At 70.2% G+C, this 26,062-nt stretch carries 23 protein-coding genes, 1 tRNA gene and 1 pseudogene; 10 read left to right on the top strand and 15 right to left on the bottom strand.

The features are described 5' to 3' along the window. Positions 1 to 57: 57 nt before the first annotated feature. From BZL64_RS17510 to BZL64_RS17500, 3 genes are all read right to left on the bottom strand, one after another. Positions 58 to 131 (bottom strand) — tRNA-Pro (locus BZL64_RS17510). Between the two features lie 56 nt (positions 132 to 187). Next, a complete protein-coding gene (locus BZL64_RS17505) occupies positions 188 to 958 on the bottom strand; it encodes a Pr6Pr family membrane protein (protein ID WP_086770122.1) in 771 nt (256 codons plus the stop codon). An 81-nt stretch (positions 959 to 1,039) separates the two neighbouring features. Further along, on the bottom strand, positions 1,040 to 1,966 hold the full coding sequence (locus BZL64_RS17500) for a metallophosphoesterase (protein WP_086770121.1): 927 nt from the start codon (positions 1,964 to 1,966) through the stop codon (positions 1,040 to 1,042). Positions 1,967 to 2,107: 141 nt separating this feature from the next. On the opposite strand from BZL64_RS17500, the gene BZL64_RS17495 reads away from it, so the two are divergent. After that, on the top strand, positions 2,108 to 2,572 hold the full coding sequence (locus BZL64_RS17495; protein ID WP_086770120.1) for a GatB/YqeY domain-containing protein: 465 nt from the start codon (positions 2,108 to 2,110) through the stop codon (positions 2,570 to 2,572). Between the two features lie 196 nt (positions 2,573 to 2,768). On the opposite strand, the gene BZL64_RS17490 is transcribed toward BZL64_RS17495, so the two are convergent. Then, positions 2,769 to 5,045, bottom strand: coding sequence for a transglycosylase domain-containing protein (locus tag BZL64_RS17490; RefSeq protein ID WP_086770119.1), 2,277 nt, complete (start codon positions 5,043 to 5,045; stop codon positions 2,769 to 2,771). 456 nt (positions 5,046 to 5,501) lie between these two features. On the opposite strand from BZL64_RS17490, the pseudogene BZL64_RS17485 reads away from it, so the two are divergent. Next, positions 5,502 to 6,226 (top strand): annotated as a pseudogene (locus BZL64_RS17485) (IS110 family transposase); the annotation flags it as partial. A gap of 27 nt (positions 6,227 to 6,253) precedes the next feature. Here the strand turns inward: BZL64_RS17485 and BZL64_RS17480 are convergent. Then, entirely contained in the window at positions 6,254 to 7,081 is an 828-nt protein-coding gene (locus BZL64_RS17480; protein ID WP_143663182.1) for a hypothetical protein, read from the bottom strand. Between the two features lie 337 nt (positions 7,082 to 7,418). Between BZL64_RS17480 and wblA the strand changes: the two genes are divergently transcribed. After that, on the top strand, positions 7,419 to 7,757 hold the full coding sequence (gene wblA / locus BZL64_RS17470; RefSeq protein ID WP_190046553.1) for a transcriptional regulator WblA: 339 nt from the start codon (positions 7,419 to 7,421) through the stop codon (positions 7,755 to 7,757). 14 nt (positions 7,758 to 7,771) lie between these two features. On the opposite strand, the gene bagB is transcribed toward wblA, so the two are convergent. Both bagB and bagA read right to left on the bottom strand, forming a co-directional pair. Next, the gene (bagB, locus tag BZL64_RS17465; protein ID WP_086770117.1) at positions 7,772 to 9,112 is read right to left on the bottom strand and encodes an ATPase BagB; all 1,341 of its coding nucleotides are present in this window, start codon (positions 9,110 to 9,112) and stop codon (positions 7,772 to 7,774) included. Then, a complete protein-coding gene (gene bagA, locus BZL64_RS17460; RefSeq protein WP_086770116.1) occupies positions 9,109 to 10,086 on the bottom strand; it encodes an ATPase BagA in 978 nt (325 codons plus the stop codon). The genes bagB and bagA overlap by 4 nt, the downstream gene beginning before the upstream one ends. Before the next feature lie 117 nt (positions 10,087 to 10,203). Between bagA and sp36 the strand changes: the two genes are divergently transcribed. The 4 genes from sp36 (at position 10,204) to BZL64_RS17440 (ending at position 12,614) form a co-directional block, all read left to right on the top strand. Then, the gene (gene sp36 / locus BZL64_RS17455; protein ID WP_073492664.1) at positions 10,204 to 10,362 is read left to right on the top strand and encodes a Sp36 family protein; all 159 of its coding nucleotides are present in this window, start codon (positions 10,204 to 10,206) and stop codon (positions 10,360 to 10,362) included. Beyond that, entirely contained in the window at positions 10,359 to 10,823 is a 465-nt protein-coding gene (locus tag BZL64_RS17450) for a RidA family protein (RefSeq protein ID WP_086770115.1), read from the top strand. The genes sp36 and BZL64_RS17450 overlap by 4 nt, the downstream gene beginning before the upstream one ends. Before the next feature lie 94 nt (positions 10,824 to 10,917). After that, the gene (locus BZL64_RS17445) at positions 10,918 to 11,787 is read left to right on the top strand and encodes an NUDIX hydrolase (protein ID WP_086770114.1); all 870 of its coding nucleotides are present in this window, start codon (positions 10,918 to 10,920) and stop codon (positions 11,785 to 11,787) included. Next, positions 11,784 to 12,614 carry an MBL fold metallo-hydrolase gene (locus tag BZL64_RS17440; RefSeq protein WP_086770113.1) on the top strand — a complete coding sequence of 277 codons (831 nt, stop codon included), beginning with the start codon at positions 11,784 to 11,786 and terminating at the stop codon, positions 12,612 to 12,614. The genes BZL64_RS17445 and BZL64_RS17440 overlap by 4 nt, the downstream gene beginning before the upstream one ends. 43 nt (positions 12,615 to 12,657) lie before the next feature. Here the strand turns inward: BZL64_RS17440 and BZL64_RS17435 are convergent, their stop codons facing one another. Together BZL64_RS17435 and BZL64_RS17430 are read right to left on the bottom strand one after the other, a co-directional pair. Next, positions 12,658 to 13,473: a nucleotidyltransferase domain-containing protein gene (locus BZL64_RS17435; RefSeq protein WP_086770112.1), complete on the bottom strand. Its 816-nt coding sequence runs from the start codon at positions 13,471 to 13,473 to the stop codon at positions 12,658 to 12,660. A gap of 201 nt (positions 13,474 to 13,674) precedes the next feature. After that, positions 13,675 to 14,349 carry a Crp/Fnr family transcriptional regulator gene (locus BZL64_RS17430; RefSeq protein WP_020129286.1) on the bottom strand — a complete coding sequence of 225 codons (675 nt, stop codon included), beginning with the start codon at positions 14,347 to 14,349 and terminating at the stop codon, positions 13,675 to 13,677. A gap of 320 nt (positions 14,350 to 14,669) precedes the next feature. Here BZL64_RS17430 and nth point away from each other — a divergent pair, with 320 nt between their 5' ends. From nth to BZL64_RS17415, 3 genes are all read left to right on the top strand, one after another. Beyond that, on the top strand, positions 14,670 to 15,620 hold the full coding sequence (gene nth / locus BZL64_RS17425; protein WP_244205376.1) for an endonuclease III: 951 nt from the start codon (positions 14,670 to 14,672) through the stop codon (positions 15,618 to 15,620). Positions 15,621 to 15,701: 81 nt separating this feature from the next. After that, the gene (locus BZL64_RS17420; protein ID WP_086770110.1) at positions 15,702 to 16,397 is read left to right on the top strand and encodes an NUDIX hydrolase; all 696 of its coding nucleotides are present in this window, start codon (positions 15,702 to 15,704) and stop codon (positions 16,395 to 16,397) included. 95 nt (positions 16,398 to 16,492) lie between these two features. Next, positions 16,493 to 17,692: a MarP family serine protease gene (locus BZL64_RS17415; RefSeq protein WP_086770109.1), complete on the top strand. Its 1,200-nt coding sequence runs from the start codon at positions 16,493 to 16,495 to the stop codon at positions 17,690 to 17,692. A 58-nt stretch (positions 17,693 to 17,750) separates the two neighbouring features. On the opposite strand, the gene BZL64_RS41210 is transcribed toward BZL64_RS17415, so the two are convergent. The 6 genes from BZL64_RS41210 to BZL64_RS17385 form a co-directional block, all read right to left on the bottom strand. Next, positions 17,751 to 17,933, bottom strand: a complete 183-nt coding sequence (locus tag BZL64_RS41210; protein ID WP_086770108.1) for a hypothetical protein — start codon at positions 17,931 to 17,933, stop codon at positions 17,751 to 17,753. A gap of 127 nt (positions 17,934 to 18,060) precedes the next feature. Further along, positions 18,061 to 19,011 (bottom strand): alpha/beta fold hydrolase, encoded by a 951-nt coding sequence (locus BZL64_RS17405; protein WP_086770107.1) that lies wholly within the window; start codon positions 19,009 to 19,011, stop codon positions 18,061 to 18,063. Continuing rightward, a complete protein-coding gene (locus tag BZL64_RS17400; RefSeq protein WP_086770106.1) occupies positions 19,008 to 19,496 on the bottom strand; it encodes a phage holin family protein in 489 nt (162 codons plus the stop codon). Before BZL64_RS17400 ends, BZL64_RS17405 begins: the two co-directional genes overlap by 4 nt. Positions 19,497 to 19,577: 81 nt before the next feature. Then, positions 19,578 to 21,014, bottom strand: coding sequence for a Na+/H+ antiporter NhaA (gene nhaA, locus BZL64_RS17395; RefSeq protein ID WP_086770105.1), 1,437 nt, complete (start codon positions 21,012 to 21,014; stop codon positions 19,578 to 19,580). A gap of 168 nt (positions 21,015 to 21,182) precedes the next feature. Then, positions 21,183 to 23,141, bottom strand: a complete 1,959-nt coding sequence (gene acs / locus BZL64_RS17390) for an acetate--CoA ligase (protein WP_086770104.1) — start codon at positions 23,139 to 23,141, stop codon at positions 21,183 to 21,185. A gap of 284 nt (positions 23,142 to 23,425) precedes the next feature. Next, positions 23,426 to 26,062: SulP family inorganic anion transporter (locus BZL64_RS17385; protein WP_208639462.1), on the bottom strand; the 2,637-nt coding region annotated here is incomplete at its 5' end.

Below are 26,062 nucleotides of genomic sequence, written 5' to 3'. Positions count from 1 at the left end.
AACATCAGAGGGCCCTCACCGATCCGGTGAGGGCCCTCTGATGTTGCTACTCAACTGTCGGGGTGGCGGGATTTGAACCCACGACCTCTTCGTCCCGAACGAAGCGCGCTACCAAGCTGCGCTACACCCCGATGTCGCTGCTGTACTGCTTGTCGCGGCGACGTCGTTTACTTTAGCCCACCGCTGCCTAGAGACGAAATCCGGTTTTGACGCGGTGGGGGATGGGGTTCGGGCGGGCGTGGTCGAGGGCGACCAGGAGGACGGCCAGGGCGTAGAAGGAGAGGCCGAGGAGGAGCGCGTTGGCCAAAGTGTGCTTGTAGCCGTGGGCCGCGGCGTCGAGGAACGGGTAGAAGTAGCGGTCAGGGGCGCCGGTGTCGATCAGTGCCGCGCGGGTCAGGAAGAAGGCCAGGTAGGTCAGGGGGTAGACCAGCCAGGCCGCCCCCTGGCGCAGGTGGAGATGGCCGGGGGCTGTCAGCAGCAGCCAGTCCAGGAGGGCCGCCGCCGGGATCACCGTGTGCAGGAGGTGATGGACGACCGCGTGCCAGCCGGTCGGGGCGCCCGCCGTGCCCGTCACCGAGAACGGGCTCGCCGCGTCCGCCAGCAGCAGGTGGTACACCAGCCCGTTGATCACGGCGTAGAGCAGTGCCGCACCCGTCAGGGCCGAAGGGAGGGGGCGGCGGGCTGTCCAGGCGCGGCGGGCTGAAGCGAGGGTGACCAGGGCAAGCAGGATCGTGCTCTGGACCGAGAAGTGGCTCAGTACCCGTGGCGGGCTGCCGAGCAGCAGGGCGAGGGTCACCGCTCCGGCCGCCGTTCCGGCGATGAGCAGCCGTAGCAGGCCTGCCAGTCGGCGGCGTACCGGCGTCACCACCGCGGAGGCGGGGACGAAGGAGGGCAGGAGCGCGTGGGTCCGCGGGATCGCCGGCAGGTCCGGGATGTCCCTGGGTATCGGGGCGGTCATGCCCTCACGCTAGGGAATGCGCACAAAAGGGGCGATGCGGGTGACCCGTCCGGGGGAGTCCGAGTTCCCCAGCCCAGCCCCCTACTCCTTCCCCACCAACGTCAACAACGTCACCTCCGGCGGGCACGCGAACCGCACCGGCGTGTAGCGGTTCGTGCCGCAGCCCGCCGACACGTGCAGGTACGCCGTGTGGTCGTCCACCGTGTGCGTGGACAGGCCCTTCACCCGGTCCGTGTCCAGGTCGCAGTTGGTGACGAGGGCACCGTAGAAGGGGATGCAGAGCTGGCCGCCGTGTGTGTGACCGGCCAGGATCAGGGGGTAGCCGTCCGCCGTGTACGCGTCCAGGACGCGGAGGTACGGCGCGTGCACGACGCCCATCGAGAAGTCCGCCGTCTCCGACGGGCCGCCGGCCACCTGCGCGTACCGGTCCCGCTTGATGTGCGGGTCGTCCAGTCCCGTCAGCTCCACCGACACGCCGTCGATCTTCAGCGTGCTGCGGGTGTTCGTCAGGTTGACCCAGCCGGCGCCGTCGAAGCCGTCGCGCAGGTCCTCCCACCGGTTGTGGACGACGCCGACCACGGGCGGGTTGCCGTTCAGCCCGTGCCGGCCCTGGAACTTCTCCGACAGGTAGCGGGCAGGGTTGCGCGGCGTGGGGCCGTAGTAGTCGTTGGAGCCGAAGACGTACGCGCCCGGGAACTCCATCAGCGGGCCGAGCGCGTCGAGGACCTCGGGGATGCCCTCCGGGTCGGACAGGTTGTCCCCGGTGTTGATCACGAAGTCGGGTCGCAGGCCGGCCAGCGAGCGCAGCCAGCGCTGCTTCTTGCGCTGGCCCCCGACCATGTGGATGTCGGACACCTGCAACACGCGCAGGGGCCGCATCCCGGCGGGGAGGACGGGGACCGTCACCCTCCGGAGACGGAAGGAGCGGGCCTCGAATCCCGCCGAGTACACCAGACCGGCGGCGCCAGCCGCCGCGATGGACAGAGGTACTCCGTATCGCGCGCGCATACGACCATCGTGTCAGACCCGGTCGGCGGCTCGGACCCCACCGTCCCTGGAACATCCCTGAGCCGCCCCTCAGTTGTCCCTGACGTGCCGCCCCCTAAATGAAGGGGCGTCGTTCCGTCCGTACCTGCGACAATCAAACCCATGACCACGCTCAAGTCGAAGCTCAAGGAAGACCTCAACGCTGCGATCAAGGAGCGCGACGAGCTCCGCTCCTCGACGCTCCGGCTGACCCTCACCGCGATCACGAAGGAAGAGGTCGCGGGCAAGACCAAGCGCGAGCTGTCCGACGACGAGGTGCAGAAGGTGATCACCCGTGAGGCGAAGAAGCGCCGCGAGGCCGCGGACGCCTTCGCGCAGGGTGGTCGCGCCGAGTCGGCCGAGCGGGAGAAGGCGGAGGGCGAGATCCTCGCCACGTACCTGCCCAAGCAGCTCGGCGACGACGAGCTGGAGGCCATCGTCGCCCAGGCCGTCGCGGAGGCGAAGGCAGCCGGTGCCGAGGGTCCGCGCGCGATGGGCGCCGTCATGAAGATCGTGAACCCGAAGGTGGCCGGCCTGGCGGAGGGCGGCCGCGTCGCCGCCGCGGTCAAGAAGTCCCTCGCGGGCTGACGGGAACGACCGGCTGGCCGAGCAGGCCGGCCAGCCTGGCTAACCGAAACGACCGGCTGGCCGGGCTGGCATGGCAGACCGGCCCGGCTGCAAAACGGCCAGACATACCTACGGCCTCTGTCCCCCCGTAAGGGGAGACAGAGGCCGTAGCGCACCCAGCGCGAGCCGGTAACGCGGGAGGAGAGGGGGGAGGGCCTCAGCCCCGTCCCCCACCCCCATTGCCGCCGCTCCCATTGCCCTGCCCCTGGAACAGGTTGTCCGGGAGGGTGATGCCGCCGTTGGTGTCGCCCGTCGTGCCGCCGTCGATGAGGCCGCCGATGAAGCCCTCGTCGCCGTTGTTCCCGTCGTCGTTGCCGCGGCCGTTGTCGCGGTCGCGGTCGTCTTCCTTGGGGTCCTTCTCGCCGCTCGGGATGGTGATGAGGTTGAAGGGGGGAGCTTCCTTGCCCTCCAGCGCGCCCGTCATGGCGTCCCGCCAGATCGGGCCGGGCGTGTCACCGCCGTAGACCTGGCCGTGGTAGGTGCCGCCGATGGAGATGTTGGTCATCTTCACCTTCTGGGAGGCGCTGCCGACCCAGACGGCCCCGGAGAGGTTCGGGGTGTAGCCGACGAACCAGGCGTTCTTGCGCTCGTCCGTCGTACCCGTCTTACCGGCATTCGCACGGCCGGACAGACCGGCCTGCTTGCCCGTACCGGAGTCGACCACTCCGCTCAGGAGGGTGTTGATGCTGTCGGCGGTCTTCTCACTCATCGCGCGCGAGCAGGTCGACTTCGGGACCTCCAGCGACTTCTTCTCGCCGCCGACGGTCTGGGTGATCGACTCGATGGCGACCGGCGTGCAGTACATGCCGCGGCTGGCGAAGGCGGCGTACGCGCTCGCCATCGTCAGCGGCGAGAGGCCGGTCGAGCCGAGGGTCATCGAGGACGGCACCTCGGGCACCTTGTCGCCGTTGCCCTGGACGACGCCGAGAGCGTCGCTCATCTTCACCACGGGGCACATGCCGATGTCGCCGAGCATCTGCACGAAGTAGGTGTTGACCGACAGCTCCATGGCCTCCCGCAGCGCGTAGGGACCGACCTCGGACTCCGCCTCGTTCTCGAGCGTCTCGTTGTTGGTGTTGACCCAGGGCTTGCCGCTGCACGTCTGCACCTGCTGCGGGTACGGCATCTTGTACGGCGCGGGGTACGACTGCGTCGGCGGCTTGCCCTGCTCCAGCGCCGCCGCGGCCACGAACGGCTTGAACGTCGAACCGGTCGGGAAACCGAAGTTCGAGCCGCCCATCGCGGAGTTGACCGAGAAGTTGTACTCGGTCTCGTTCTTGCCGTAGCCGTACGGCTTCGACTGGCCCATTCCGAGGATCTTGCCGGTGCCGGGCTCGACGAGCGTGGCGGCCGCGGCCACCTTGTCCGACTTGTAGACGTGGTCCTTCAGCGAGTCCTGCACGGAGGCCTGCGCCTGGGGGTCGAGCGTCGTCCTGATGGTCAGGCCGCCCTGGTTCCAGACCTTGGCGCGCTCTTCCTTCGTCTTGCCGAAGACCGGGTCGCTGAGGAAGACGCGCTCGACGTACTTGCAGAAGAAGCTGGCGCCCTGCACGGCCGTGATGCAGCCGTTCTTCGGCTGGGTGACCTTCAGTCCCAGCGGGGCTTCCTTCGCCTTGTCCGCCTCGGCCCGCGAGACGTCGCCGACCTCCGCCATGCGCTCCAGCACGACGTTACGGCGCTTGACGGCCTCGGCCTCGTCATTGACGGGGTCGTACCGGCTGGGCGACTGGACGATGCCGGCCAGCAGGGCCGATTCGGCGAGGGTCAGGTCCTTGGCGTGCTTGGAGAAGTACCGCTGCGCGGCGGCCTCGACGCCGTAGGCCTGCTGGCCGAAGAAGGTGATGTTCAGGTAGTTCTCGAGGATCTTCTTCTTGCCCAGCTCCTCCTCGACCTGGATCGCGTACTTCAGTTCGCGGATCTTGCGGCCGATGGTCTGCTGGGTGGCCTGCGCGACCTTCGTCGGGTCGTCACCGGCCTCCTCGACGAAGACGTTCTTCACGTACTGCTGCGTGAGCGTCGAGGCGCCCTCGGAGACACCGCCGCTCTGCGCGTTCTTGTTCAGGGCGCGCAGGACGCCCTTCAGGTCCACCGCGCCGTGCTGGTAGAAGCGCGAGTCCTCGATCGCGACGATCGCCTTCTGCAGGTACGGCGAGATGTTCTTGAGGTCGACGACCGTACGGTCCCGTGAGTAGACCGTGGCGATCTGGTCGCCGTCGGCGTCGAGGATCGTGGTGCGCTGGCTCAGCGGCGGCGTCTTGAGGTTGGCGGGGAGTTCGTCGAAGGACTCCACCGAACCCTTCGCGGCCAGGCCCAGTGCGCCGACCGCGGGCAGCGCGATGCCGGCCAGCACGGCTCCCGCGAGCACACTGACACCGAGGAACTTTGCGGCTTGCTGGGTAGCAGTCAGACCACCGCCGGAGCTCTTCTTAGGCATGGGGGCAGCCTAATCCGTAGTTATGAGCGATCCGCAGGAGCAGGGGCTTCTCGGAGCGTTCGAGTACCAGACCGTGACATCCAGGTGCAGCCGGGCCGTGGAGGCCTCAACGCAGATCGGTGCGTGGGTCTGGTGCGAGTGGTGGCGGTCGCGTGGGCGCTGGGCGGACGCCTTCTAACGCCCAGACCTCGACGTCTCCAGGCAGAGCGCGTCAACACCTCTCGACTTGACCCCTCGTTTGTGTTGGTGGTGCGAGCCCGCCGCACGGTGACCTCTTGATACGCCCGAGCCTTCTGAGCTCCCGCACAGACCGAGGCCCGTGGGGTGCGCCGGTGTCACGAACGGCTAGTGAGGTGGCGGCCCGGCCGTGGTGCGGTCGAGGCCTGGGATTAGGTCGCTGCGTGGCCCGCATGCGCTCGTGACCAGCGCAAACACCGAACTCTGGGGAGGGAAATCTTGATCTACTGCGGAATCGACCGGGCGGAACGAACCCACGACGTAGCCCTGGTCGACGACACCGGTCAGCTGCTGGCCAAGCGGCACATCACCGACGACACGGCTGGCTACAAAATCTTGCTGGAACTGCTCGCCGAGTACGGCGACACCGCAGAGAACCCGATCCCGGTCGCGATCGAGACCTCCCGCGGCCTGCTGATGGCTGTGCTGAGGACCGGCAAGCGCAAGGTGTTCGCAATCAACCCGATGGCTGCCGCACGCTACCGCGACCGGCACAGCGTCTCGCGCAAGAAGTCCGACGCCGGCGACGCCCTGGTCCTGGCGAACATCCTCCGCACCGACATGCACGCCCACCGGCCTCTGCCGGACGACTCCGCCCTAGGCCACGCGATCACCGTCCTCGCCCGCGCCCAGCAGGACTCTCCGTGGAACCGGCAGCAGCTCGCCAACCAGCTCCGGTCTCTGCTGCGCGAGTACTACCCCGCTGCTCTGGCAGCCTTCGCCAACTGGACCAACGGCCTGTGTCGCCCCGAAGCCCGTGAACTCCTCAAGACCGCCCCGACACCGGCCCGGCCGCACGTCTGACCAGCACCCAGATCCAGGCCGCGCTCAAGCGAGCCGGCCGCTAGCGTGGCATCGAACCCGAGGCCGACCGCCTCCGCGAAGTCTTCCGCGCTGAGTGGGCCCACCAGCCGCCGCTGATCGAAGACGCACTCGGCAACCGAGGCCGTTGTCATTGCGGCTTGAGACGGTCAGCGGGGAGTGAGGCAGGCTTCGAGGGCGGCTCGCTGTTGTAGTGGCAGATGGTCGCCGAGGGGCACTTTGCGGGGGCTGTGCTCGCCCTCGCAGAGCCAGCTCTGTTCGTCATCGTCGAACCACCAGTCCTCGGCGCCCCACATGGGGTGCCCCTGAAGCAGGTGTCTGGCCAACGCCTCGCTCGCCTCGGGCGCACCCTGAACGACCAGAGCCTCGACCACCGCCGTCACGGCCTCCTCCGGAACCGCCGCGTCGCCGAGAACAGGCAGAAGAAGGAGGAGACGGGCGTGAGAGTCGGTTACGCCTGCCGCACCCGGTGGTGCCTCCAGCAGGGCGGCGAGCTCGGGCCAGCACAGCCCAGGGCCGATGCGGTCCTGATCGTCACTGGCCAGGACGAGATCCTGGCTCCAGTCGGGATGCGTGAGGAAGTAGTCCGTCGTGGTGAACTCCTCGCCGCTGTTGAAGTGCACGACGATCGCGAAGCCGCCGGCCAGCGGCACCGTGAACCTCGCCCACGCCGACCGGTCGTGAAGCGTGTCCAGCATGGCGTCCGCGTCGTCCGCGTCCGATCCGAAAGCCTCCGGCGCGAACCCGTCAGCCAGGTCCGCCAAGTACGCAGGCCAGAAGCCCGGCTCATCCAGGAGCGGGTGCCCGTCCACGACGGGCGACGAGGAGTACCAGTGCCGTGCCATCACCATGCCGGGATTCTCTCCAAGCCCGGCCTCGCGGCCGACCGACTTGACGGCATAGCAACGTGAGGTGTCTACGTTCTCATTCGCCGGACACGCGTCAATGCCTTGGCCTAAGCTGCTCTCAACTGTCACAGCAGCAGGGCTACGTATCAATACGTCCGGCGACCCCGAATCGTTCCGGAGGTTCCTCACTTTCTTGGTGAGAGCGTGTCCGAATCCGCCTTGTGTGTCACCCGGTGTCCGTTGTGACTCAAGGAAACCGTCCCGATTTGCCGGGATGGTCGCACATGTCGCAGGCTCACTCCCCCGGGTGATCTGCCGCTTACGCATAGTCCGTTCGGGCCATTCAAGATTGGGCCCGACGGGGGTGTTGCGCTGTGCCCACCTTCCGTAACGTCCTCAACTGGCGGCGGTGAATATGCCGCTGCCGCCGTGGGGGAGCCTCGATTCGGGAGAGGACGGCGCCGGTATGGGCTGGGTAACCGACTGGAGTGCGCAGGCCGCCTGCCGCACTACCGATCCGGATGAACTGTTTGTTCAGGGAGCAGCGCAGAACAGGGCCAAGGCGGTGTGCACCGGATGCCCGGTGCGGACCGAGTGCCTCGCTGACGCGCTCGACAACCGCGTCGAGTTCGGCGTGTGGGGAGGCATGACGGAGCGCGAGCGCCGCGCACTGCTGCGCAGGCGGCCGACCGTGACGTCCTGGCGCCGGCTCCTGGAGACCGCGCGCTCGGAGTACGAGCGCGGAGCGGGCATCGTGCCGCTCGACGACGACCAGGTGTACGAGAACTACGCGGCGGTGAGCTGAGGGGGTCCGTCCCCTCAGGCCTCCGCCTCGGGCAGCTCCGGCCGGTTGGCCGCGAGCCGGTTGCCGATGTCCCGCAACCCCGCCAGGTCATGTACGTCACCGGGCAGCGCGGCCACTTCGGCCACGGCCACCTCGGGGTGCAGCGAGGCGAAGCGGTCCCGTGTGCGCTGCTCGCGGGAGAGCAGGTGCATACGATCGGCGTGCAGCCTCAACAGGCCTGCGGTGAGCTGGTCGGCGGACCGCTCCGGGTCGGGGCCGGTGGGGGAGCCGCCGTCGGTGTCCCTGTCGGCGGCCGGTGTCCCAGGAGCGGTTGCTTCTGAACTGCCATACGTGTCGGGAGAGTTACGAAGTCCAGCTTTCCCGCCGTCCTGATCCACAATGCGGGTTTCTTCAAGATTTTCGGCGGCGGCGAGTGCCCGCTCGGCGGACAGCTGGGCGGCGCCGCTGCCGTGGACCCGGTTGAGGACCAGCCCGGCCAGCGGCATCTCCTCGGCGGCCAGCCGCTCCACGAAGTAGGCCGCCTCGCGCAACGCGTCCCGCTCGGGCGCCGCCACCACGAGGAACGACGTCCCGGGCGCCTGGAGGAGCTTGTAGGTGGCGTCCGCGCGCGTGCGGAAGCCACCGAAGGTCGTGTCCATCGCGGCCACGAACGTCTGGACGTCCTTGAGCAGTTGGCCGCCGAGGAGTTTGCCGATGGTGCCGGTCATCATCGACATCCCGACGTTGAGGAACTTCATCCCGGCGCGGCCGCCCAGCTTGGCCGGGGCCGTCAGCAGACGGATCAGCCGTCCGTCGAGGAACGATCCGAGCCGCTTGGGCGCGTCCAGGAAGTCGAGCGCGGAACGGGACGGCGGGGTGTCGACGATGATCAGGTCCCACTCGTCCCGCGCCCGCAGTTGGCCCAGCTTCTCCATCGCCATGTACTCCTGCGTGCCGGCGAAGCCCGCGGAGAGCGACTGGTAGAAGGGGTTCGACAGGATCGTGGCCGCCCGCTCGGCGTCCGCGTGCGCCTCGACGACCTCGTCGAAGGTGCGCTTCATGTCGAGCATCATCGCGTGCAGCTCGCCGTCCCCCTCTACGCCCTTCACACGCCGGGGCGTGTTGTCGAGGGAGTCGATGCCCATGGACTGCGCGAGGCGGCGCGCCGGGTCGATGGTGAGGACGACCACCTTGCGGCCACGCTCGGCCGCCCTGAGGCCCAGCGCCGCCGCCGTCGTCGTCTTGCCGACCCCGCCGGAACCGCAGCACACCACGATGCGGATGCCCGGATCGTCGAGCAGCGGATCGACGTCCAGTACGCGCACGGGGGAGAGGCGGCGGGTGCCCTCCTGGGCCGGAGCCTTGTCCGCACTCATGACATCCCCTGCTTCCGCAGCTCGCTGGCGAGTTCGTACAGGCCCGCGAGGTCCACGCCCTCGGCGAGCAGCGGCAGTTCGTGCAGCGGCAGACCCAGCTCGCCCAGTACGGCGCGCTGCTCATGCTCCAGCGCATACCGCTCGGCGTACTCGTCGGCCTGGGTCAGCAGGGGGTCCACCAGCCGCTCGGCGTGCCCGCCCCGGCGCGCCCCGCCGAGTCCCGCGGCGGACAGTGACCGCGCAACAGAAGAACGCGCCACCGTCCTGACGAGTTCCAGCCCGTCCGGGTCCAACACCTCGGGCCGGACCATGTTGACGACGACCCGCCCCACCGGCAGCCTCGCGGCCCGCAGTTCCGCGATGCCGTCGGCCGTCTCCTGGACGGGCATCTCCTCCAGCAGCGTCACCAGGTGCACCGCCGTCTCGGGGGACTTCAGGACCCGCATCACGGCCTGCGCCTGATTGTGTATCGGACCGATCTTGGCGAGGCCCGCGACCTCGTCGTTCACGTTCAGGAAGCGGGTGACGCGGCCCGTGGGCGGGGCGTCCATGACGACGTAGTCGTACACGAACCGCCCGCTTCTGTCCTTCCTGCGCACCGCCTCGCACGCCTTGCCGGTGAGGAGTACGTCCCTCAGACCGGGCGCGATGGTGGTGGCGAAGTCGATCGCGCCGAGCTTCTTCAGGGCCCGGCCCGCGCTGCCCAGTTTGTAGAACATCTGGAGGTAGTCCAGAAGGGCCAGTTCGGGGTCGATCGCCAGGGCATACACCTCCCCGCCCCCGGGAGCGACGGCGATCTTCCGCTCCTCATAAGGCAGCGCTTCCGTTTCGAAGAGCTGCGCGATGCCCTGGCGCCCCTCGACCTCGACGAGAAGCGTCCGCTTCCCCTCGGTCGCGAGAGCCAACGCGAGAGCGGCGGCGACCGTGGTCTTTCCGGTCCCGCCCTTGCCGCTGACGACCTGGAGCCTGCTCACGTCTTCGAGCGTAACCAGTCGGCGCGCGAGCCAATCGGCAGGCTGTGGATAACCGGTGTCCGGTCGGCCACATGGCCGGGGACGGACCCTCGCCGTCACAGCGGATAAAGTCGGCCCATGACCAAGTGGGAATACGCAACCGTGCCGCTGCTCGTCCATGCCACGAAGCAGATTCTGGACACCTGGGGCGAGGACGGCTGGGAGCTCGTCCAGGTCGTGCCCGGCCCGAACAACCCCGAGCAGCTCGTCGCCTACCTGAAGCGGGAAAGGGCGTGAGCGCGGTCGAGGACAGGCTCGCCGAGCTGGGCCTGACCCTGCCCGCGGTCGTCCCGCCCCTCGCGGCCTACCAGCCGGCCGTGCAGTCCGGCCGCTACGTGTACACGTCCGGCCAGCTGCCGATGGTGGACGGCAAGCTGCCCGTCACCGGCAAGGTCGGCGCCGAGGTCACCCCCGACGAGGCCAAGGACCTGGCCCGCACCTGCGCGCTGAACGCCCTGGCCGCCGTCAAGTCGGTCGCGGGCGACCTGGACCGCATCGCGCGCGTGGTGAAGGTCGTCGGCTTCGTGGCGTCGGCCTCCGACTTCACCGGCCAGCCCGCTGTCCTCAACGGCGCGAGCGAGCTGCTGGGTGAGGTCCTCGGCGACAAGGGCGTGCACGCGCGCAGCGCGGTGGGCGTCGCCGTACTGCCGCTGGACTCGCCCGTCGAGGTGGAGATCCAGGTCGAGCTGGCCGAGTAGCCGACGGGACCGGTGGACGCCGGGGCCCCAGGGGCGCACCTCCTGACCTCGGGCACCTCTCGAACATTCGCGCATCACGGGATAGCCTCCGGCCATGGCGAATGGGCAGTGGTTTCCACCGGACTGGCCGGAGCGCATCCGTGCGCTCGCGGACGGCACGCTCACCCCGGTCGCCCCGAAACGCGCGGCCACCGTGATGCTCCTGAAGGACGCGGGCAGCGGCCCCGTCGTCCACATGCTGCGCAGACGCGCCTCCATGGCCTTCGCCGGAGGCGCGTACGCCTATCCGGGCGGTGGAGTCGACCCGCGTGACGACGACCGGCACGTGCGCTGGGCGGGCCCCCCGCGCGCGTGGTGGGCCGAGCGGCTCGGCGTCGGCGAGACGGCGGCCCAGGCCATCGTCTGCGCGGCCGTGCGGGAGACGTACGAGGAGGCCGGGGTGCTGCTCGCCGGGCCGACCCCCGACTCCGTCGTCGGCGACACCACAGGCGACGACTGGGAGGCCGACCGGGCCGCCCTCGTCGCGCGCGAGACGTCCTTCGCCGAGTTCCTGGACCGCCGAGGGCTGGTGCTGCGCTCCGATCTCCTGGGCGCCTGGACGCGCTGGATCACCCCGGAGTTCGAGCCCCGCCGCTACGACACCTGGTTCTTCGTCGCCGCACTCCCCGAGGGGCAGCGCACCCGAAACGCCTCCACCGAGGCCGACCGCACGGTCTGGATCCGCCCCGCAGACGCGGCGGCCTCCTACGACGAGGGCGAGCTGCTGATGATGCCGCCCACGATCGCGACGCTGCGCCAACTGCTCCCCTACGGCTCCGCCGACGAGGCCCTGGCCGCCGCACCCGCGCGCGATCTCACCCCGGTCCTGGCGCGGGCCCGTCTCGTGGACGGCGAGGTCGAGCTGTCCTGGCCGGGACACGACGAGTTCACCAAGCACATCCCGACCGGTGGAGGCCCCGCATGACCGACGCGGCGGCCCTGCCCGGCCAGCCCCGGGGCCGAGTCCAGTCGGGGCCCGCCACCGCGCGCACGGTCAACGTCCTCGCGCCCAACGCCTCCGCGATGACCCTGGACGGCACGAACACCTGGCTCGTCTCCGAACCCGACTCGGACCTGGCCGTCGTGATCGACCCGGGACCCCTCGACGAGGTCCACCTTCGCGCGGTCGTCGACACCGCCGAGAAGGCCGGCAAGCGCGTCGCCCTGACCCTGCTCACCCACGGCCACCCCGACCACGCCGAGGGCGCCGCCCGCTTCGCCGAGCTGACCGGCACGAAGGTGCGGGCCCTGGACCCGGCGCTGCGGCTGGGCGACGAGGGCCTGGCCGCCGGTGACGTCATCACGGTCGGCGGCCTGGAACTGAGGGTCGTACCGACGCCGGGCCACACCGGCGACTCGCTCTGCTTCCACCTGCCGGCCGATCGCGCCGTCCTGACCGGCGACACGATCCTCGGCCGCGGTACGACCGTCGTGGCGCACCCCGACGGCCGGCTGGGCGACTACCTGGACTCCCTGCGGCGGCTCAGGTCCCTCACGGTCGACGACGGCGTCCACACGGTCCTGCCGGGCCACGGACCCGTCCTGGAGGACGCCCAGGGCGTCGTCGAGTTCTACCTCGCCCACCGGGCCCACCGCCTCGCCCAGGTCGAGACGGCCGTGGAGGACGGCTTCCGGGAGCCCGCCGAGGTCGTCGCCCACGTCTATGCCGACGTGGACCGCTCCCTGTGGCCGGCGGCGGAACTTTCGGTACGCGCCCAGCTGGAGTACCTCCAGGAGCACGGCCTCATCTAGAGCCTCTCGTTCGGATCAGGCGAAAGACCCCAGGCCGCGCCCCTCAGTCCGGCCGGGGTGCCTTCACGCCGTGCACGCGCGCGTACTCCTGCGCCAACCAGGGCCCGAGATCGTCGACGTACGCGCGCAGGACGCCCGCGTCCCCGGTCGGCTCGTAGCCGCGTACGGCCGCCGCGCGGAGCTGGTCCGCGCGCGCTGGGTAGTACGCGGCGAAGGCCTCCGCCATCTCGCTCAGGTCGCTGGTCCAGCCGTTCCAGCGCGGCATGACCAGGGTGAAGGCGGTGCGCACGAGGTGCCGGGACATGTACCGGACCAGCGGCAGCCGGGCCACGCCGGTGTCCTCGGTCTCGGCGATGCGGGTACGCCAGCGGGCGAGGAGCAGCGCGAGGTCGCCGTTGGTCTCCCTGGCGAGCAGGGAGTCTGGGCGGTAGCGCGGCAGGTGCCCGGCCAGGTCCTCGCCGAGCAGCGGTGTGCACAGACACGCCACGAACCAGCCCAGGTCGTGTCTCTCCAGGTCGCTCAGCAGCCGAGTACGGCCGTAGAGCAGCGTGCCGACCCCGTCGATCTGCGGGTACTCCTTGTCGAGCGCCTCGCCCAGGGCGCGGGCGCCCGCCCGGTCCGCCTCGGTGGGTTCCTCGTGCAGTGCGACCAGGAGGTCCAGGTCGCTGCGTCCCACGCGCGCGGTGCCACGCGGAAGCGACCCGTACAGATAGGCGCTGTGCAGCCGCTCCTCGAACACGTCCGGCAACCGGTCACGTGCCGCGGCGACGACAGGGTGGAAAACGGGCGGCACGCGCGTGAGAGAGCCCTCGCGCGCGAGGAACCCCTGGGCATCGAGCCCTGGGCGGCGTTCGGTCATGGGGCCACTGTGCAACGAGGGACGTCGACAGGGCTCACCATTTTCGACGCCGGTGAGCAGACAGCCCGTCCGGCGTTCGAGGTCGAGGCCGTCCAGGCCGAAGCGGGGGCCTGGGGGCGGCAGCCCCCAGCAACGCCCACACCGACACCGCGAGCCCACCGACGAACGCCCACACCGGCACCCGTCGGCCGAGTCCAGCCGCTAGCGGGACCGCTTCGCCAGGCGCTCCACGTCCAGCAGGATGACCGCGCGGGCCTCCAGTCGGAGCCATCCGCGCTGTGCGAAGTCCGCCAGCGCCTTGTTCACGGTCTCGCGGGACGCGCCGACCAGTTGGGCCAACTCCTCCTGCGTGAGGTCGTGGACGACGTGGATGCCTTCCTCGGACTGCACGCCGAAGCGGCGGGAGAGGTCCAGCAGGGCGCGCGCGACACGGCCGGGAACATCGGAGAACACCAGGTCGGACATGGCGTCGTTGGTCTTGCGCAGGCGCCGGGCGACAGCGCGCAGGAGCGCGGTGGCCACCTCGGGGCGGGCGTTCAGCCAGGGCTGGAGGTCGCCGTGGCCGAGGCCGAGCAGCTTGACCTCGGTCAGCGCGGTGGCGGTCGCCGTCCGCGGGCCCGGGTCGAACAGTGACAGCTCGCCGATCAGCTCGCTGGGACCGACCACCGCCAGCATGTTCTCGCGGCCGTCCGGAGACGTGCGGTGCAGCTTGACCTTGCCCTCGGTGACCACGTAGAGCCGGTCGCCGGGGTCTCCCTCGTGGAACAGGGAGTCGCCACGGGCGAGCGTCACCTCGCTCATGGAGGCGCGGAGCTCCGCGGCCTGCTCGTCGTCGAGTGCCGCGAAGAGCGGGTTGCGCCGGAGGACGTCGTCCACGAGTTCTCTCCTTGTCGACCTGCTCAGGGGATCTTGCTCCCCCGTGTGCCAGGGGTCCGTGTTCCCCATTTTGCCGGACGGTCCAAACAGTGTGATCTGTCACAAGGATGCCGCACACGTGTCCCGAGGTAAGCGGCAGGGGTCCAATTGGGGGCTGATCTTCAGGGTCCGGGGCGGATGTCGGTGTCGGGCTTTAGGCTGGCCGGGTGTCCAAATCGCCGGTGAGAGCACAGGCCAAGGGGGCTGGGCGGGTGGTTGTACGTCGCGATTCCGCTGTGGGCGAACAGGGCTCCGGTGGTGAGGAGAAGAGGGCGAAAGCCGTGAAGAAGGCGACTGCGGCTGCGAAGAGTACGGACACCGCGAAGCCGGCGGCGGCGAAGGAGGCGGCCGTCAAGAAGGTGGCCCCCGCGAACAGGACGGCCGTCAAGAAGGTGGCCCCCGCGAAGAAGGCCGAGGCCGCGGCCGTGACGGCTCCCAAGCCGCCGAAGCCGCCCCGCGACGAGTCCCGCACCGCCCTCGTCCGCCGAGCCCGCCGGATCAACCGCGAACTGGCCGAGGTCTACCCTTACGCCCACCCTGAACTGGACTTCGAGAACCCCTTCCAGCTGGTGGTCGCCACGGTCCTGTCCGCGCAGACCACCGACCTCCGCGTCAACCAGACCACCCCCGGCCTCTTCGCGAAGTACCCCACCCCCGAGGACCTGGCCGCCGCCGACCCGGAGGACGTCGAGGAGATCCTGCGCCCGACCGGCTTCTTCCGCGCCAAGACCAAGTCGGTGATAGGGCTCTCCAAGGCCCTGGTCGAGCAGTTCGGCGGCGAGGTCCCCGGGCGTCTCGAAGACCTGGTCAAGCTCCCCGGAGTCGGCCGCAAGACCGCCTTCGTGGTCCTGGGCAACGCGTTCGGGCGACCGGGAATCACCGTGGACACGCACTTCCAGAGGCTCGTACGGCGCTGGCGGTGGACCGAGGCGACGGAGCCGGACAAGATCGAGGCCGAGGTCGGCGCGCTCTTCCCCAAGAGCGAGTGGACGATGCTCTCGCACCACGTGATCTTCCACGGCCGCCGCATCTGTCACGCCCGCAAGCCCGCCTGCGGCGCCTGCCCCATCGCCCCGCTCTGCCCGGCGTACGGCGAGGGGGAGACCGATCCCGAGAAGGCGCAGAAGCTCCTGAAGTACGAGAAGGGCGGCTTCCCCGGCCAGCGGTTGAACCCGCCCCAGGCCTACCTGGACGCGGGCGGCCGGCCGGCTCCCCCGCTGGGGGCCGGATGAGGCAGGGTGAAGCCCCGCCGAACCGGAACGATCCCCGGGCCCTCGGGCGTTGGAACAGGCAGAACGGGGGGTGGTGTGGCGATGACGCGCGCGAGTGACACGCAGGGCGGGGCGGTGGCCCTCAGCAAGGACGGACTGCCGGCCTGGCTGCTACCGGTGGCGGACGCCGGGGAGACGGTGCAGCCGCTCCAGCTCAGCCGCTTCCTGCCACCGGAGGACGGCGGGGGGCGGCAGTCGGCCGTCCTCATCCTCTTCGGTGAGGGCGAGCGCGGCCCCGAGCTGCTGCTCATGGAGCGCGCCAGCTCCCTGCGCTCGCACGCCGGGCAGCCCTCCTTCCCCGGCGGCGCCCTCGACCCGCAGGACGGCGATCCGCAGGGCGACGGCCCGCTGAGGGCCGCCCTGCGCGAGGCCGAGGAGGAGACCGGGCTCGACCCGGCGGGCGTCCAGCTGTTCGGTGTGCTCCCCAAGCTGTACATCCCGGTCAGCGAGTTCGTCGTGACGCCCGTACTGGGCTGGTGGCGCGAGCCGAGCCCGGTCGGCGTGGTCGATCCCAACGAGACCGCACGAGTGTTCACCGTCCCCGTGGCGGATCTCACGGATCCCGCCAACCGCGCCACGACTTACCACCCCAGCGGCCACCGAGGCCCGGCATTCCTGGTCGAATCCGCCCTTGTGTGGGGTTTCACCGCCGGCGTGATCGACCGCCTCCTGCACTACGCGGGCTGGGAGCGCCCCTGGGACCGCGAGAAGCTGGTGCCACTCGACTGGCGGTCGTGACAGGGTGTCGTTCGTGCTGTGTGTACCCGGGGGACGACCCTCCGGACCCCGGCCGGCCTGCCGTGGCCGGGTAGAACGAGGCGAGGCCTGAAACGGTGAACGTGCTGGACATCCTGTTGCTGGTCGCTGCCGTCTGGTTCGCCGTCGTCGGCTACCGCCAGGGCTTCGTCGTCGGCATCCTGTCGGTGATCGGTTTCCTGGGTGGCGGCCTCGTCGCCGTCTATCTGCTGCCGGTCGTCTGGGACTGGCTGACCGACAACTCCGAGGTCAGCACGACGGCCGCGGTCGTCGCGGTGGTCGTCGTGATCGTCTGTGCCTCCGTGGGGCAGGCCCTCACCACCCACCTGGGCAACAAACTGCGCCGCTACATCACCTGGTCCCCGGCCCGCGCGCTGGACGCGACCGGCGGCGCCCTGGTCAACGTGGTCGCGATGCTGCTCGTGGCCTGGCTGATCGGGTCCGCGCTCGCCGGGACCACCCTGCCCACGCTGGGCAAGGAGGTCCGCAGCTCCACGGTGCTGCACGGCGTGTCCGAAGCGCTGCCCGCCCAGGCCGACACGTGGTTCGCCGACTTCTCCTCCGTCCTCGCGCAGAACGGCTTCCCGCAGGTCTTCAGCCCGTTCGCCAACGAGCCGATCACCGACGTCCAGCCGCCCGACCCCGCCCTGGCCACCAGCGCCGTCGCGGTCCGCGCGCAGCGCTCCATCGTCAAGGTGATGGGCACCGCGGAGAGCTGCGGCAAGGTCCTGGAGGGCACCGGCTTCGTCTTCGACGAGCGCCGCGTCATGACCAACGCGCACGTGGTGGGCGGCGTCGACGAACCGACCGTCCAGATAGGCGGTGAGGGCCGCAAGTACGACGCCACCGTCGTGCTGTACGACTGGAAGCGCGACATCGCCGTCCTCGACGTACCCGACATCGACGCGCCCGTACTCCGGTTCACCAGCGGGGACGCCGAGAGCGGGGACGGCGCGATCGTCGCCGGCTTCCCGGAGAACGGCGGGTACGACGTCCGGGCGGCGCGCGTACGGGGCCGCATCACGGCCAACGGTCCCGACATCTACCACCGCGGCACCGTCCGCCGCGACGTGTACTCGCTGTACGCGACGGTCCGCCAGGGCAACTCCGGCGGCCCGCTGCTCACCCCCGAAGGCAAGGTGTACGGCGTGGTCTTCGCGAAGTCCCTCGACGACGCCGACACCGGCTACGCGCTCACCGCGGACGAGATCCAGCAGGACATCGCCCGGGGACGCACCGCCAACCAGCAGGTGGACAGCGACGACTGCGCCCTGTGAGTCGGGTGCGGCCGGTCAGCCGGCGGACCACGCCCCGGAAGAGGCGCGCGCGAGGCGGTCAGTCGCGCGGGTGACGGAGGCGTACCGAGACCCAGCGGGCCCGGCGGCGCAGGATGCGCGGAATGCCCACACGCGGGTCGCTGCCCTGCAACTGCGGGCCGCTACCTCGCTGGTGGGAGTCAAGACCACCGGCCGAGCGGCGGTCGCGTGCTGCGTCACTGTAGTCGTGCGTCCAGCCCATACCCCGACGTCTGCCCCCGCCCCAAGGTCGATAACCGCGCGGAAGCCCGCCAATTGGCCTATGCGCCAGGCAATTGGCCGTTCGTAGGACAGGTGTTCAACACCGGATGCGGGGCGCGACGGTCCGGTCACCGATCGGGTTCGGGATCCTGCAGCCAGTTGACCAGTTCGGTGGAGAATGCGACCGGATCCTCTTCGTGCGGGAAGTGCCCGAGCCCGTCGAACAGGCGCCAGCGGTACGGCGCTTCGACGTACTCGCCCGAACCGGCCGCGCTGCGCGTACGCATCACCGGGTCCAGGGAGCCGTGCAGATGCAGCGTCGGCACGCGCACGGGCCGCTTCATACGCCGGTAGAACTGGATCCCGTCCGGCCGGGCCAGCGACCGCACCAGCCACCGGTACGGCTCCACCGAGCAGTGCGCGGTGGAGGGGATGCACATCGCCCGCCGGTACGTCTCGATCGCCTCGTCCTCCAGCGGGCGCGGCCCGGCCCACTCGCGGATCAGCCGGCCCACCAGCTCGCCGTCGTCCGCGGTCAGCTGCCGCTCCGGGATCCAGGGCCGCTGGAACCCCCAGATGTGGGAACCGGCGGTGGTCTGCCGGACGTCGGCGAGCATCGCCGAACGCCATCGCCTCGGATGCGGCATCGAGGAGACCACGAGCCGCCGTACGAGCTTGGGGCGCATGACCGCCGCCGTCCAGGCCAGATAGCCGCCCAGGTCGTGGCCGACCAGTGCGGCGTCCGGCTCGCCGAGGGAGCGGATGACGCCGGTGATGTCGAGGGCGAGGTTGGCCGGGTCGTAGCCGCGGGGCGTGCGGTCACTGCCGCCGACGCCCCGCAGGTCCATGGCGACGGCCCGGAAGCCGGCGTCGGCCAGCGCGGTCAGCTGATGCCGCCATGTCCACCAGAACTGGGGGAAGCCGTGCACGAGCATCACGAGGGGGCCGTCGCCCAGCTCGGCGATGTGGAAGCGCGCGCCGTTGGCGGCGACCTCCCGGTGGGTCACCTTGGTCCTGCCGATGAACTCGGGCCGGACGACTGAGGCCGGCTGAGCCGAAGGGGTGGCGGGGTCCGTCATGACGACGAGCGTGCCACAGCCTCGACGGCTTTCCGCTCCCGGTCCTGCCCGAGTTCGGGCCGCGGGTGCGGCTTGGCGTTCTGCAGGACGCCCGCCGTCTCCTTCATCGAGGCGGCGACCTTCTGCGGGCCCTTGCTCTTCTTGGCCTTCTTGGCGAAGACGACGCCGATCAGAGCCAGGACCACGGCGATGAGGACGTTGGCCGCGAAGGACAGCAGGAAGCAGATCGCGAGATTCCAGTCGCTCCAGGTACGGATGCCGTACGCGAGGGCGAAATTCAGCATCGGCAGCGAGAACAGCAGGATCGCCGCAGCCACCGTGAACGCCCCGCCGCTGGTCGCGCCGCGCTTCACGTCCTGCTTGAGCTGTGCCTTGGCCAGCGCGATCTCGTCGTGCACCAGCGACGACATCTCGGTCGTCGCGGAGGCGAACAGCTGGCCGATGCTGCGTTCGGAGCCGACCGGGCTGCCGTCGGGTGCGCTCATCGCGGTCTCCCTCGTCTTGTACGGTTCCGCCGTCTTCTGCCTGACTGCGTGCGGTCCCGTCTTTTGTACCGTCCCGTCAGATCATGCCGGACGGTCGCCCTCGTTGCCCGCCCCGCCCGGTACTTCGGCAAGCCCGTGGCGCGCGGCGGCCTTCTCCGCGGCCATCCGGCGGTGCTCGGCGGCCTTGCGTTCGTGGATGTCCGCCATCCGCAGGTGGTAGGCCGGATCGTCCTCCTCGTAGATGTCCGGCACCCCGCTGAGGTCCTCGTCGCGCTCCTCGTACTCGTACATCAGGCGGTACTTGGTGTTGCGCAGCTTCAGCAGGACCGTGGCCAGGACCGCCGCGATCACCGAACCGATCAGGACGGCCGCCTTGATCTCGTCCGTGAGGACCGCGTCGCCCTCGAAGGCCAGCTCCCCGATCAGCAGCGAGACGGTGAAGCCGATGCCGGCGAGCGAGGCGACGGCGAAGACGTCCGCCCAGGCGAGATCCTCGCTGAGCGAGGCCCTGGTGAAGCGGACGGTCAGCCACGTCCCGCCGAAGATGCCGACCGTCTTGCCGACGACCAGGCCCAGCACGACCCCCAGCGTCTCCGGCTGGGTGAAGACATCCGCGACCGCGCCGCCGGAGATCGCCACACCGGCACTGAACAGGGCGAACAGCGGAACGGCGAGGCCCGCCGACAGCGGGCGCACGAGGTGCTCGATCTGCTCGCCGGGGGAGTGCGTCTCGCCCTCGCGAGTGCTGCAGCGCAGCATCAGGCCCATCGCGACGCCCGCGATGGTGGCGTGGACGCCGCTGTTGTACATCAGCGCCCAGATGACCAGCGCGAGCGGCACGTACACGTACCAGCCGCGTACGCCCGCGCGCAGCAGCAGCCAGAACACGACGAGGCCGAGGACCGCGCCGCCGAGCGCGGCGAAGTCGATGCTCTCGGTGAAGAAGACGGCGATGATCAGGATCGCGAACAGGTCGTCGACGACGGCGAGCGTGAGGAGGAAGGCGCGCAGGGCATTGGGCAGGGAGGTGCCGATGACGGCGAGTACGGCGAGCGCGAAGGCGATGTCGGTCGCGGTGGGCACGGCCCAGCCGCCCAGCGAACCGCCGCCCGTGAGGTTGGTCACCACGTAGACCAGTGCCGGTGCGACCATGCCGCACAGGGCGGCGACGACGGGCAGTGCGGCGGCCCGCGGATCCTTGAGTTCACCCGCGACGAGTTCCCGCTTGAGCTCGATGCCGGCGACGAAGAAGAAGACGGCGAGGAGCCCGTCGGCCGCCCAGTGCTCGATCGACAGGTTCAGCCCGAGCGCCCCGGGGCCGAGGTGGTAGTGGCTGACGCTCTCGTAGCTGTCGTGCAGGGCGGGTGTGTTCGCCCAGATCAGCGAGGTGACGGCGGCGACCAGCAGCAGTACACCGCCGACGGTCTCGGTGCGCAGCGCATCCGCGACGTAGTTCCGCTCGGGCAGGGAGAGGCGTCCGAAGACCTTGCGGGGGCTGGTGGCGCGGGGCGCGGTCACGGCAGGACCTCCGGTGAGTGGGCAGCACAGAACTCGTGCCGACCAGACTTCCCGGCTCACCTTTGTTTAGCTTACCTAAAAGTGAGCCCTGGGTGTTCCGGCGATACTCACGTTAGGGGTAAAAAGGGCACCCCGCGCCCTGGTGCGGGGTGCCCTCGGAGGTGGTTCTCAGTCCTCGCTGGATGCCGCGGGGAGCTTCGTCTGGATGAGGTCCATGACGGTCGAGTCGGTCAGTGTGGTGACGTCACCCAGCTGACGGTTCTCCGCCACGTCCCGCAGCAGACGGCGCATGATCTTGCCGGAGCGGGTCTTGGGCAGCTCGGCCACCGGCAGGATCCGCTTCGGCTTGGCGATCGGGCCGAGCGCGGTGCCGACGTGGTTGCGCAGGTCGGCGACGAGGTTCTCGTCCTCGGCGTTCGCCGTGCCGCGCAGGATCACGAAGGCGACGATCGCCTGCCCGGTCGTCTCGTCGGCGGCGCCCACCACGGCCGCCTCGGCGACGGACGGGTGCGAGACCAGCGCCGACTCCACCTCGGTGGTGGAGATGTTGTGGCCCGACACGAGCATCACGTCGTCGACCCGGCCGAGCAGCCAGATGTCGCCGTCGTCGTCCTTCTTGGCACCGTCACCGGCGAAGTACTTGCCCTCGAAACGCGACCAGTACGTGTCGAGGAACCGCTGGTCGTCGCCCCAGATGGTGCGCAGCATCGACGGCCACGGCTCGGTCAGGACGAGGTAGCCGCCTCCGCCGGCGGGCACCTCGTTCGCCTCGTCGTCGACGACGGTGGCGCAGATGCCGGGCAGCGGCGTCTGCGCGGAACCGGGTTTGGCCGCGGTGACTCCCGGCAGCGGCGAGATCATCATCGCGCCGGTCTCGGTCTGCCACCAGGTGTCGACGACCGGCGTGCGGTCCGCGCCGATGTGCTTGCGGTACCAGATCCAGGCCTCGGGGTTGATCGGCTCACCGACGGACCCCAGGACCCGGAGGCTGGAGAGGTCGAACTTCGCGGGGATGTCGTCGCCCCACTTCATGAACGTACGGATCGCGGTCGGCGCCGTGTACAGGATCGTCACCCCGTACTTCTGCACGATCTCCCAGAACCGGCCCTGGTGCGGGGTGTCGGGCGTGCCCTCGTACATGACCTGCGTCGCGCCGTTCGCCAGCGGCCCGTACACGATGTACGAGTGGCCGGTGACCCAGCCGACGTCGGCGGTGCACCAGTACACGTCGGTCTCGGGCTTGAGGTCGAACACGGCGTGGTGGGTGTACGCGGTCTGGGTGAGATAGCCGCCGGAGGTGTGCAGGATGCCCTTCGGCTTCCCCGTCGTACCGGAGGTGTAGAGGATGAACAGCGGGTGCTCGGCCCCGAACGCCTCGGGCGTGTGCTCGGCCGGCTGCCGCTCGACGATCTCGTGCCACCACACGTCACGGCTGTCGTCCCAGGCGACTTCCTGGCCGGTACGCCGGACCACGAGGACGTGCTCGACGTTGTCCACGCGCGCGACCGCGTCGTCGACGGCCGGCTTCAGCGCGGACGGCTTGCCTCGCCGGTACCCGCCGTCCGAGGTGATGACCACCTTGGCGTCGGCGTCCTGGATGCGAGTGGCGAGCGCGTCCGCGGAGAAGCCGCCGAAGACCACGGAGTGCGCGGCACCGATCCGGGCGCACGCCAGCATCGCGACGGCCGTCTCGGGGATCATCGGCATGTAGACGGCGACCCGGTCGCCCTTGCGTACGCCCAGCTCCAGGAGGGCGTTGGCCGCCTTGGAGACCTCGTCCTTCAGCTCGGCATAGGTGATGGCGCGGCTGTCGCCCGGCTCGCCCTCGAAGTGGATCGCCACCCGGTCGCCGTTCCCGGCCTCCACATGCCGGTCCACGCAGTTGTACGCGACGTTCAGCTCGCCGTCCTTGAACCACTTGGCGAACGGCGGGTTCGACCAGTCCAGCGTCTCCGTCGGCTCCTTGGCCCAGGCCAGCCGGCGGGCCTGCTCGGCCCAGAAGCCGAGCCTGTCAGCCTTGGCCTGCTCGTACGCCTCCGCCGTGACGTTGGCGTGGGCGGCCAGGTCGGCGGGCGGCTCGAACCTGCGCTCTTCCTTAAGCAGGTTGGCCAGGCTTTCGTTGCTCACGACATCTCCCTTTCCAAGGGTGTCCGTTGTGTCCCGGGCCACAGCTCATCAGACCCGGAGGCCGGTGACAAGGGCCGACAGAAAATTGGTTTAGACCTGTCGGAGCCGTGCGGTGCGGCACCCCTTCTGTCGCCCGGATTCATCCGTATCCACGGACCCCGACCAGGCAGAGTTCAGCTGGTGTAACGGCTCTCACATTCAGGAGGGGCGGCAGGAGGGATGTTCCGGCCAGTCCCGAGGAGCGGGGCGGACCCCGCCCGGCCGGCGCGGTCCGCCCCGATTGCTCAGGCGCTCAGATCAGCCGCCCCCACATGGTCGAACACCTCACCCCTGCCCTCTCCGGCCTCGCTCAGCAGATACGCCTGGGCCTCGCCCACGTGGAAGTACATTCCGTGCAGTTCGAGCTCCCCGGCCCGCAGTGCCCGCGACACCGACGCATAGGCCCGCAGATGATCCAACTGCTCGACCACATTGGTCAGGCAGAGCTGCTCGACCGCGTCGGCCGCCGCCCGCCCGGCCAGCCGCGCCCAGGGCCGTCCGGGGTCGGCCATCCGCTCCAGGCTCGACAGCCCGTGTCGGAGCCACCGCTTCAACGGCGTCTGTACACCTCCCGGTTCGGCGTCGAACAGCGCCTGCATGGCCCCGCACCCGGAGTGTCCGCAGACCGTGATGGACCGCACCTTCAGCACGTCCACCGCGTACTCGATCGCGGCCGCGACCGAGTCGTCCCCGCTCTCCTCGCCGGGCGGTGGCACGAGGTTGCCCACATTGCGGACCACGAACAGGTCGCCGGGACCACTGGAGGTGATCATCGACGTGACCAGTCGCGAGTCGGCGCAGGTCAGGAACAGCTGGGACGGCTGCTGTCCCTCCCGCGCCAGCCGCGCCAGTTCCCCCCGCACCAGCGGCGCGGTGTTGCGCTGGAACGCGCTGATCCCTCGGACCAGTTGACGCCCACTCGGCCCGGAACCTGTGGCAGCCGCGGCAGAGGTGGCACCGATGGACTCGGTGCGCTCGCCGGGACCGGTCGTGTGGGTCGTATCGGTCTGCTCGGCCGGCTTGACCCGTTCACCGGGCTCACCGGGCTCGGTGGGTGCTGAGGCTGCGGCGGACCTGGCGGGCCCGCTCGCGACGGCCGACTCGGCAACCTGCGGGAGGACAGCGCCAGTGCATCCGTCCGGTTCCGCGTCGGACGGGTCCTTCGGCCGCCCCGCCCGGTGCTCCGCGGCAGGACCGCCGTGCGGCGCCTCCGGCGGCGGGGCGTCGCACTGATGGTTGCGCCAGGGTGTCCAGGGTCGGCAGCGGCAGCCGGCGAGGGGGCTGTCCGCCGTGCCGTTGACGGGGACGACGGTTTGGCCGGTGGAGATGGCAGGCACGACGCCCTCGCTACCGGAGCCGGAGCCGGAACTGGTGCCGGTGCCGGTGCCGGCGTCGGTACCTGTGGCGGCGCGGCGGCCGGTCAGCTCGACGGAGCCGCCCTGTGCGGTGTGCGTTCTCTGCCAGTCCTGCAGTGTCTCGTACGCCGCGTGGTCCATGAAGGAACCGTCCAACTCGACGACGACACAGGAGCCGTGGGGCACGTGATGCAGGGCACGGCTGAGGCGAGGCACCGCCAGGAACGTCAACTGCCCGCGTACGTGTACGTGATGGACTCCTTCCTTCTCGTCGTGGGTGATGCGGGTACGAGCGAGGCGGTGCATGGAGACGGCGACGGCCACGGCGATCCCCAGGGTGACGCCCTCCAGGACACCGAGGAAGACCACGCCGAGGGTGGTGATGGCGTACACCGGCACCTCTCGGTGGCGGGTCACCGTGCGGATGTGGTGCAGGGACACCATTTGGATGCCGACGGCCATGACCAGGGCGGCGAGCGAGGCGAGCGGGATCAGCTCCAGGACCGGGACCATCAACAGCGCGGCGACTACTACGAGAACGCCGTGCAGCATCGTGGAGTTCCTGCTGATGGCGCCCGCTTGCACATTCGCGGCACTGCGCACTGCCACTCCCGCGACGGGCAGTCCGCCCAGCGCGCCGGAGACCACGTTGGTGACGCCCTGCCCGAGTAGTTCCCGGTCGAGGTCGGAGCGGCTGACCTGGGCCGTCAGGCCGGGGCGGGCGGCGATCAGCTTGTCCACGGCGACTGCGCCGAGCAGCGACTGCACGCTGCACACCAGAGTGACGGTGAGGACGGCGGCGACGAGGCCGAGCACCGGTCCCTCGGGCAGCCCGGCGAGGGCATGACTGGTCCAGGACGGCAGCTCGACCCTGGGCTGGGTCAGCCCGGCGAACACGGCGGTCGCGGTGGCCCCGGTGACGGCGACGAGGGCGGCGGGCACCTTGCGCAACAGGCGGCCCGTGCGGCCGGGCAGGCGCGGCCAGAGCAGCAGCAGGATCAGGGTGAGTGCGCTGACGGCCACCGCGGCGGGGTGCAGATCGGCCAACTGGGCGGGCAGGGATCGGAGGTTGTCGAGGACGGCGCTCTGCGGGCTGCCGCCGAGGACGATGTGCATCTGGGCGACGGCGATGGTGACGCCGATGCCCGCGAGCATGCCGTGCACGATGGCGGGGCTGACGGCGAGCGCACTGCGGGCCACGCGCAGGCAGCCGAGGCCGAGTTGGACGAGCCCGGCCAGGATGGTGATGGCGCAGGTCGTCCGCCAGCCGTAGCGGTGGATGAGGTCGGCGGTGACGACGGTCAGGCCCGCGGCGGGTCCGCTGACCTGGAGGGGCGAGCCGCCGAGCCGTCCGGCGACGAGCCCGCCCACGGCGGCGGCGACGAGGCCCGCTTGGAGAGGCGCGCCGGTGGCAAGGGCGATGCCCAGCGACAGGGGCAGGGCGATGAGGAAGACCGCGATCGATGCGGACACATCGGCGCCCGCGACGCGGAAGCGGCGGTGCGGGGCACGAGGGGGGCTGTGGGG

Origin of the sequence: Streptomyces bobili, assembly GCF_002154575.1 — a bacterium.
GTDB classification, from domain to species: Bacteria; Actinomycetota; Actinomycetes; order Streptomycetales; family Streptomycetaceae; genus Streptomyces; species Streptomyces bobili.
The sequence above is the reverse complement of the archived record's forward strand: the minus strand, read 5'-3'. Positions and strand labels throughout refer to the sequence as shown.

Excerpts from the sequence above, each read along its gene's own strand:
- BZL64_RS17400 (WP_086770106.1), bottom strand. The coding sequence starts at position 19,496 with ATGAGCGCACCCGACGGCAGCCCGGTCGGCTCCGAACGCAGCATCGGC.
- BZL64_RS17440 (WP_086770113.1), top strand. The coding sequence starts at position 11,784 with ATGACCGACGCGGCGGCCCTGCCCGGCCAGCCCCGGGGCCGAGTCCAG.
- BZL64_RS17490 (WP_086770119.1), bottom strand. The coding sequence starts at position 5,045 with ATGCCTAAGAAGAGCTCCGGCGGTGGTCTGACTGCTACCCAGCAAGCC.
- BZL64_RS17505 (WP_086770122.1), bottom strand. The coding sequence starts at position 958 with ATGACCGCCCCGATACCCAGGGACATCCCGGACCTGCCGGCGATCCCG.
- BZL64_RS17405 (WP_086770107.1), bottom strand. The coding sequence starts at position 19,011 with ATGACGGACCCCGCCACCCCTTCGGCTCAGCCGGCCTCAGTCGTCCGG.
- sp36 (WP_073492664.1), top strand. The coding sequence starts at position 10,204 with ATGACCAAGTGGGAATACGCAACCGTGCCGCTGCTCGTCCATGCCACG.
- BZL64_RS17495 (WP_086770120.1), top strand. The coding sequence starts at position 2,108 with ATGACCACGCTCAAGTCGAAGCTCAAGGAAGACCTCAACGCTGCGATC.
- bagB (WP_086770117.1), bottom strand. The coding sequence starts at position 9,112 with ATGAGTGCGGACAAGGCTCCGGCCCAGGAGGGCACCCGCCGCCTCTCC.
- BZL64_RS17500 (WP_086770121.1), bottom strand. The coding sequence starts at position 1,966 with ATGCGCGCGCGATACGGAGTACCTCTGTCCATCGCGGCGGCTGGCGCC.
- BZL64_RS41210 (WP_086770108.1), bottom strand. The coding sequence starts at position 17,933 with ATGGGCTGGACGCACGACTACAGTGACGCAGCACGCGACCGCCGCTCG.
- wblA (WP_190046553.1), top strand. The coding sequence starts at position 7,419 with ATGGGCTGGGTAACCGACTGGAGTGCGCAGGCCGCCTGCCGCACTACC.
- BZL64_RS17435 (WP_086770112.1), bottom strand. The coding sequence starts at position 13,473 with ATGACCGAACGCCGCCCAGGGCTCGATGCCCAGGGGTTCCTCGCGCGC.
- BZL64_RS17420 (WP_086770110.1), top strand. The coding sequence starts at position 15,702 with ATGACGCGCGCGAGTGACACGCAGGGCGGGGCGGTGGCCCTCAGCAAG.
- BZL64_RS17445 (WP_086770114.1), top strand. The coding sequence starts at position 10,918 with ATGGCGAATGGGCAGTGGTTTCCACCGGACTGGCCGGAGCGCATCCGT.